8 protein-coding genes are annotated in these 8,047 nt (G+C 34.2%); 6 read left to right on the forward strand and 2 right to left on the reverse strand.

Features of this window, described 5'->3' with window-relative positions; genetic code table 11:
• Positions 1-3: 3 nt before the first annotated feature.
• The gene (locus EV07_RS09150) at positions 4-900 is read right to left on the reverse strand and encodes a tetratricopeptide repeat protein (protein WP_036919697.1); all 897 of its coding nucleotides are present in this window, start codon (positions 898-900) and stop codon (positions 4-6) included.
• Positions 897-1,865, reverse strand: a complete 969-nt coding sequence (queG, locus tag EV07_RS09155) for a tRNA epoxyqueuosine(34) reductase QueG (protein WP_036919700.1) — start codon at positions 1,863-1,865, stop codon at positions 897-899. The genes EV07_RS09150 and queG overlap by 4 nt, the downstream gene beginning before the upstream one ends.
• Positions 1,866-1,990: 125 nt before the next feature.
• On the opposite strand from queG, the gene EV07_RS09160 reads away from it, so the two are divergent.
• From EV07_RS09160 to EV07_RS09185, 6 genes are all read left to right on the forward strand, one after another.
• A complete protein-coding gene (locus EV07_RS09160) occupies positions 1,991-2,740 on the forward strand; it encodes a DUF502 domain-containing protein (RefSeq protein ID WP_036919702.1) in 750 nt (249 codons plus the stop codon).
• 18 nt (positions 2,741-2,758) lie between these two features.
• Positions 2,759-3,376: a transcription antitermination factor NusB gene (gene nusB, locus EV07_RS09165; RefSeq protein ID WP_036919704.1), complete on the forward strand. Its 618-nt coding sequence runs from the start codon at positions 2,759-2,761 to the stop codon at positions 3,374-3,376.
• 52 nt (positions 3,377-3,428) lie between these two features.
• On the forward strand, positions 3,429-4,727 hold the full coding sequence (gene ftsY, locus EV07_RS09170; protein WP_036919706.1) for a signal recognition particle-docking protein FtsY: 1,299 nt from the start codon (positions 3,429-3,431) through the stop codon (positions 4,725-4,727).
• 58 nt (positions 4,728-4,785) lie between these two features.
• Positions 4,786-6,186, forward strand: a complete 1,401-nt coding sequence (locus EV07_RS09175) for a PP2C family protein-serine/threonine phosphatase (RefSeq protein ID WP_036919707.1) — start codon at positions 4,786-4,788, stop codon at positions 6,184-6,186.
• 50 nt (positions 6,187-6,236) lie between these two features.
• A complete protein-coding gene (gene argH / locus EV07_RS09180; RefSeq protein WP_036919709.1) occupies positions 6,237-7,625 on the forward strand; it encodes an argininosuccinate lyase in 1,389 nt (462 codons plus the stop codon).
• Positions 7,626-7,748: 123 nt separating this feature from the next.
• The coding region (locus EV07_RS09185) for an RNA-binding protein (protein ID WP_036919712.1) at positions 7,749-8,047 on the forward strand (299 nt) is incomplete at its 3' end.

The raw sequence follows: 8,047 nt of genomic DNA on the forward strand, positions 1-8,047 counted from the left end.
CTTTTATTGTTCTTTTTTATTTTTAAGGTTGGAATTCGCAGAAGCTGTACTTATTACACTCTTTAATTTTTGACTATTGAAAAGCTTCTTGCTACCTTCTTGAAGCTTTTTCCCCCACAATTGACTTTCTTGATGTTCTTGAAATAAGTAATTAGGACTTTCTTGTAAAGCTTTTTTAGCTAATTCAATAGCCTCTTCGTTGTTTTTATCAAGTGCATATAAAGCAATTGCTAATGCAAGCTTTGGTTCAGGATCGGATTCAATTTTTATTACCTTTCTCCAAGTTGATATTGCTTTGTTTTTGAAGCCTAATTCATAATATATTAACCCCTCATTATTAATTGCTTGCCAAAATTTAGGGTTAATACTTGCTGCTTTTTTAAATGCTTTTAAAGCCTTGGTATAGTTTAACTGGATTAATCTTGCATTTCCTAAAAGAAAATAAGCATTACTGTTAAATCTATCAAGACTTATTGTTTTTTCTATTGATTTTATTGCTTTTTCTGTTTTTCCCATCTGCATTTCAATTGATGCTTTTGTATACCAAATAGCTGGACTTTTTTCATTGATTTCCTTAGCTTTTTCAATAGACATATAAGCTTCTGAAAGCTTATTATTGCCTAATTGTGCTTTTGAAAGAATAATCCATAATTCAACTTCATTGGGGTTTAAACTTAATGCCAGTTTTGCTAAACTTAGAGCTTCTTTTATTTTTCCATATTGAATATATCTAGAAGCGGTTAAACCTATTTCAATACTTGTGTATTTTAGTGTTTTTTCATTTGGCAAATAAACATACGGTACAAAAGCATTTGCAGGTTTAATTGTTGATAATATATTTACACTTAGAATTCCACAGATTAAATAACAGAGTGTTTGTTTTTTATTTCTAATACTCATTGAGATTTTTTATTATTTGAATAAGTATTTTTTAAAATATAATTCGCATTTCTTCTCCACATCCATGGCTTAATTCTTTTTAATGAAGACCCTTGAAGTTGTTTTTTCCATTTTTCATCATTTAATTTCACTGCATTTTCAGCTGTTAATTTCAATATCCATTCTTTAGCTTGAGTATCTGGGTCTTGGCTAGTTGGAAGTTCTTTTTGATTCCAAGGGCATTCTTCTTGACAAATATCACAGCCTGCAATCCAATTTCCCATGTATTTTTGAATTTCTTTAGGAATATCTTTATTTCTATTTTCAATATTATGATAAGCAATACATTTTCTTGAATTAATAACAAACGGTTCACTTATTGCTTGTGTAGGGCATGAATCGATACATTTTTGACATTTTCCACATAATGAAATGCTTGGTTTATCTGCTGTTAACTCTTCTGTTGTTAGTAGGCTGCCTAGAACCATCCATGATCCTTGCTTTGAATTAATTAAGTTGCTGTTTTTACCAATCCATCCTAATCCAGCTTCTTCTGCCCATGCTTTTTCAAGTAATGGCTTTGAATCTACACAGATTTTCCATTTAGCATTAGGTCTTTCTTCTTCAAGCCATTTTCCTATTTTTTTTAATCTTTTTTCAATCACTTTATGATAATCATTGCCCCAGGCATATCTTCCTATTAAAGCCGTTTTTGCGTTTTTATTCTTTGGAATTGTGAAATAGTTAAGTCCTACTACTAAAACACTCTTAACATCTTTTAGAAGTATCTCAGGATTTAATCGTGCGGGTGATTTGATCCATTGCATATCTGCATGATGGCCTGCATTGATCCATCTTTCTAGTGATTCATTTCTCATCTTTATTCTTTCGCTGCCAGGAATTCTTGCAATTCCAACAGGATTAAATCCAAATTTTTGCGCCTCTATTTTCAGTTCTGTGCTTAATTGATCTTGGGTGGAAGCCATGGTTTTTAAATGCTTGAAAAGTTACTTTTCAGGTTTTATTTCGAGTATTTCCATTAAAAAAGCGTTTATTTAACTCAATTGTGTAATTTAGTTTAATAAACTAGTGAAAAGGCATTTGATCTTTCTTGATTCAGTCATCTCCTAGCAAAGATCTTACTCTGCCATCGAGGTTGCAGCAGGATCTTAAAAACGACCTTATCGCTGGTTTGTTGGTGGTTATTCCATTAGCTACAACAATCTGGCTTTCTACGATAGTTAGTCGGTTTGTGCTTGCATTTTTAACTTCTATTCCTAAGCAATTAAATCCTTTCATTACTCTCAACCCTATCCTTCAGGACCTTATTAATCTTGCTTTAGGATTAACAGTCCCTTTGTTGGGGATCTTGTTGATAGGTTTGATGGCTAGGAATTTTGTTGGACGATGGCTTTTAGAATTTGGAGAAGGAACTCTATCGAGAATTCCATTGGCAGGCTCTGTTTATAAGACTCTAAAACAATTATTAGAAACTTTTCTTGGTGATAATTCCACAAGATTTAGAAGAGTTGTTTTAGTTGAATATCCTCGTGAAGGTTTATTTAGTGTAGGTTTTGTTACTGGTTTAGTTGGACCATCTTTGCAGCCTGAGTTGGATGAGACACTTTTAAGTGTTTTCATCCCTACGGCCCCGAACCCAACGACAGGTTGGTATACACTTGTTCCAGAATCTTCTGTTAAAGATTTAAATATTTCAGTAGAAGATGCATTTAGAACAATTATTTCAGCTGGCATTGTGAATCCTGATGAAAGGAATACTTCTAGTAATGCTACTTTTTCTAGTTTATTTCAACAATTTAGAGCTAGGTCTTCTCAATCTTCATTGACTAATAAAAATTAATTATTTTAATCTTTAATGATGAAATCCAGATCTTTAGCAAGAGAAGTTTCTCTTTTGTTTTTAGGACAAATTTCAGAAGATCATCTTAAAAACTATAATACAATATCATTAGATGATATTTTGAATATGGCTCTAGATACACTGATGACTCATTGGCGAGAACAGTTAGATTATTGTGCTATTCAAATAGAGTTAGGGCAACAAGAGCTTCTTAATAGTGAAATATATGAATCTGATAATTTAAAAAAAGCTCGTGTTCATTTAACGAAATGTTTGGAACAATCAGAGAATATCATAAATATTTTGTCAGATACTTTTGAGCTTTCAAGATTACTAACCCTCAGTGATCAGGATAATATTCGTAAAGAAGCGATTAATAGAGTTGATTTGGTTATTAAAAATTTTACTGATATCAACTCTTCGCTTGATAGTGTTATGGATGGCTGGAGATTAAAACGCTTGCCTCGTATTGATCAAGATATTTTACGCTTGGCTTATGTGGATTTGTATAATTTGAAAACACCTATACCAGTTACTTGTAACGAAGCAGTTAATCTTGCTAATCGTTATAGTGATGACCAAGGTCGGAAAATGATTAATGGTGTTTTAAGAAGATTGCAAAATAGATTTTCTTAGACATCTTTTTATTTTGATTTAAAATAATTAACAATAAACTTTTAATCACCCTATGAATCAAGAAAAGGACAATAAATTACCTAATGGTTCTAGCCTAAAAGAACAAGATGATACATTGGAATGGGCTAAACAAGCCTATGAAAAATTAAAACTTCAGCAAGATGAGAAAAAGCAAGCTGAATTAAAACAACAACAGAAAGAACAAGATTCACTCGAAAATAGTCAATCTATTATTGAATCGAATATAGAAGTATCTTCATCTTTTGATGATAATAACCAATTAAAGAATAAAGGAATTGATTCATCTATAGAACTTCCTAAAGTAGATGAGGAATTAGGTGATTTTGATGACAACTTCACTTGGTCTGCAAATGTATTAAAATCTCAAGGTAAAAGTGTAGATAATATTTCTTTAGATGAAATTAATTGGCTTTCAAAACTACAGCAGGGACTTGAAAAAACCCGGAAAGGATTTGTTACAGACTTGCTTGATAAATTTGGTGATGATCCTCTTACACCTGAAGTATTAGATGAATTAGAAACATTACTCTTAAGATCTGATGCAGGTGTAGATGCTACTGACAAAATTATTAATTCCTTAAGAACTCGTTTAAATGAGGAAGTTTTAGATTCTAAAGAAGGTTTACGTTTTCTTAAAGAGCAACTTTGTGAGATAGTTGATAAACCAATTGAAGATAGTGGACAGATTGAATTGGTTCCTAAACATAATGTTTTAAATATTTGGTTATTAGTGGGTGTGAATGGTGTTGGTAAAACAACAACTTTGGGTAAGTTGGCTAATTTATCCTTGATCAGTGGATTTTCTGCATTAATTGCAGCTGCTGATACTTTTAGAGCTGCTGCTGTTGAGCAAGTAAAAGTTTGGGGTCAGAGAAGTGGTGTTTCTGTAATAGCAAATAATACTCCGAATGCTGATCCTGCTGCTGTTGTTTTTGATGCTATAGGTGCTGCTAAGTCAAAAAATATTGAACTTTTATTAGTAGATACAGCTGGAAGACTTCAAACTAAAAATAATTTAATGGAAGAATTAAGTAAGGTAAGAAAAATAATCGATCGACTTGCACCTGAAGCGCAAGTCGAATCTTTATTAGTTCTTGATGCAACCCAGGGTCAAAATGGATTGAGTCAAGCAATGGCTTTTGCAAAGTCTGCCAATCTTACAGGTGTTGTCATTACTAAACTTGATGGCTCATCTCGAGGTGGTGTTGCTTTTGCAGTTGCATCACAAGCTAAATTACCTATTCGTTTTATTGGAGCTGGTGAAGGAATTAGAGATTTAAGACCTTTTAAAAGTTTTGAGTTTGTAGAGGCTCTTTTATCGAATCGATGAGATATGTAGTTTCTTTAGAAAAACTTTGCTATTTTTTTAATCCTTCTGACATTGTGGATTGAGCACTAATCCTCCAATTCCCTCTCGAAAGAACTCTGTTTCTTCTGCTTCGCATCCTTATGATTCTTTAAGAGATTTACTAGATAGTCTCTCAAATGAACAAAAGCGAAATCAGGAGTTAATTGCTTCACTATCTTTTGCTCTTAGAAATTTTACTAATATAGATCGTTTTTTGGAGCTTATCCCAGTTCTAGCGTCTAAATTGGTCGGGGTTGGTGGCTGTTTGTTGATTCCTTTTCATGTTGATGGACGTATTTCAAGGGATCAGATTTATTGTGAGCCTATTGATAATTCGGATTCATTAATTCGTCAAATTTTAAATTTCGAGAAAGGGAGTGAAGTTGGTTTTGCCCAACAAGAAACTGATTTAAAAGGTTTAGACCATATAGTTGAAAGTTATTTTTCTAATTCTTTTGTTTTTTCCACTTCTCTTGTAGCCAGAGGAATCCAACGTGGCAGACTTTATGCTTTTGACTTGAAAAAATCTTTTAAATTTAGTGATATTCATTGTCGTCATTTGCAATTAGTTGCAGATCTTGCAGCAGTTGCAATTGAAAATCATTTCTTACTTCAACAGACTCGGTATCATGAAAGTGTTGATCGACAAGTGAGTATAGGTGCTGAAATTCAGTCTCAATTGCTGCCTGATCATTGTCCGGTAATTCAAGGTGTAGAACTTGCAGCTTCTTGTAGACCAGCATTACAGGTTGGAGGTGATTATTACGATTTCATGTCTACTAAATCGGAGTTGATAGGAGTTAACAAAGAACGAGGTCGATGGTCTCTAGTAATAGGTGATGTGATGGGTAAAGGAATTCCTGCAGCATTGTTAATGACAATGCTGCGAGGAATGTTGAGAGCAGAGATTTTAAGTGATTTGCCACCTGATCGAATTTTGCATGATTTAAATCAACTTGCTCTTGCTGATTTGGCTCAATCTCATCGATTTGTCACCCTGTTTTATTCTGATTTTGAGCCAATCTCAAAAAAATTGCGATTTGCAAATGCTGCTCATAATCCCCCATTGCTTTGGAGATCAAGGCAAAAAGAAATTATTCGTTTAGATGCACTCGGACTCCTAATTGGGCTTCAACCAGATGCAGAATATGTTTGTGGAGAGGTTGTTCTTCAGCCTGGTGATGTTCTCCTTTATTACACAGATGGAGTTACTGAGGCTATGGGTATGGCTGGAGAAAGATTTAATGAAAATCGCTTAATTTCTTTATTGGACGAATCTGCTAAGGAGTTTTCACGGGCTCAGACTATTTTAGATAATCTTTTTGACCGTTTAGACAGGTTTGTTGGGGATCATCATCATTTGGAGGATGATGCTTCCATGGTTGTTCTCAAGGTTCATGATGAACCTGATCTTCTACAAGTAAATAATTCAACTGCCTGACAAGAAGAGTACAAACTGCTTTATTAGATAAAAGTTATGGATTAGCAAATTTGGTAAAAACTTGGAGCCAAAGATTTGAAGAAGGGTTAAATCCTTTCATAGAAACCTTTAATGCATCTATTGCCTTTGATTTTGTTCTTCTTGAGGAAGATCTTGATGGCTCTATAGCTCATGCAAGAATGCTTGGGAAAGTAGGTTTGATTACCTCTGCTGAGGCTGCTCAACTTGAGGATGGTTTGGAGAAAATCCGTTTCGAAGCTTCTCAAGGCAATTTTAAACCCGATGATCTTGATGAAGATGTTCATATGGCTGTTGAACGTCGTTTAACTTCTCTTCTGGGTTCACTTGGTAAAAAGCTACATACCGCTAGAAGTAGAAATGATCAAGTTGGCACAGACTTAAGGCTTTGGTTGCGGCGTCGAATTGATGAATTGGATATACAGCTAAAGCGATTACAAATTGCTTTATTTAATCAAGCAGAGCAAAATATATTTACTCTTATTCCTGGTTATACGCATTTACAAAGAGCACAACCTTTATCTCTAGCTCATCATTTGCTTGCTTATATTGAGATGATTCAGAGAGATAGGAATCGTTTATTAGATGTTAGAAAACGAGTAAATATATGTCCTTTAGGAGCAGCAGCTTTGGCCGGTACATCTTTATCAATTGATAGAAGAAGTACCGCAGAACAATTGGGCTTTTCTAGTATTTATGCTAATAGCCTAGATGCAGTTAGTGATAGGGATTTCGCTGTTGAGTTTACATCTGCTTCATCATTGATAATGGTTCATTTAAGCCGTTTAGCAGAAGAGATTATTTTATGGGCTTCAGAAGAATTTTCTTTTATATATCTTACGGATAGATGTTCTACAGGAAGTAGCTTGATGCCTCAAAAAAAGAATCCTGATGTACCTGAATTAGTAAGAGGTAAAACAGGAAGAGTGTTTGGGCATCTTCAAGCTCTCTTGACTATGATTAAAGGTCTTCCTTTAGCATATAACAAGGATTTTCAAGAAGATAAAGAGGCTATCTTTGATACATTTACAACTGTATTTGATTCTTTAAAAGCAATGTCAATTCTTTTAGAAGAAGGTTTGGAATTTTCTTATGAAAGTTTGAGTAAAGCTGTTGAAGCGGATTTTTCAAATGCTACTGATGTAGCAGATTACTTAGTATCTAAAAATATACCTTTTAGAGAGGCTTACCAAATTGTTGGGAATTTAGTAAAATTCTGCATAAAAGATAAAATTTTACTTAAGGATTTAACTATTGCTCAATGGCAAGAGATTCATCCTGTTTTTGATGAAGACATATATGAAAAAATTATTCCACAAAATGTAGTTGCTTCTAGAGTCAGTGAGGGAGGTACAGGTTTTGAGCGAGTTCGACAAGAATTGCAAAAATGGAAAAATGATCTTATTTCACCAAATCAATAATGATTTTGTTCCTAGAGGCTGTTAGGTATTAAAATTATTAGGTTGATGATTTTTTATTTAGATCATTAATTATTTTAGGCTTCACAGCCTTTTAGCTAAATTTATTTTCAGTCCAATTTTCAAGTGAGTATTTTTGTTGGCAATTTGCCCTTCCGCGCTGAGCAGGAAGATGTTATTCAGTTGTTTGCCCCTTATGGAGAGGTTGCAAACTGTTCTTTACCTCTAGAACGTGATACCGGTCGCAAAAGAGGTTTTGCATTTATTGAAATGGCTGATGAGACAGCAGAAGCTGCTGCTATCGAAGCTCTTCAAGGCGCGGAATTAATGGGACGGCCTCTAAGGATTAATAAAGCTGAGCCGCGTGGAGGCGGCGGCGGCGGACGTGGTGGCTATGGCGGTGGCGGCGGACGTGGCGGCTACGG

This window comes from Prochlorococcus sp. MIT 0603, from assembly GCF_000760215.1.
GTDB lineage: Bacteria > Cyanobacteriota > Cyanobacteriia > PCC-6307 > Cyanobiaceae > Prochlorococcus_E.

Excerpts from the sequence above, each read along its gene's own strand:
- EV07_RS09150 (WP_036919697.1), bottom strand. The coding sequence starts at position 900 with ATGAGTATTAGAAATAAAAAACAAACACTCTGTTATTTAATCTGTGGA.
- nusB (WP_036919704.1), top strand. The coding sequence starts at position 2,759 with ATGAAATCCAGATCTTTAGCAAGAGAAGTTTCTCTTTTGTTTTTAGGA.
- ftsY (WP_036919706.1), top strand. The coding sequence starts at position 3,429 with ATGAATCAAGAAAAGGACAATAAATTACCTAATGGTTCTAGCCTAAAA.
- queG (WP_036919700.1), bottom strand. The coding sequence starts at position 1,865 with ATGGCTTCCACCCAAGATCAATTAAGCACAGAACTGAAAATAGAGGCG.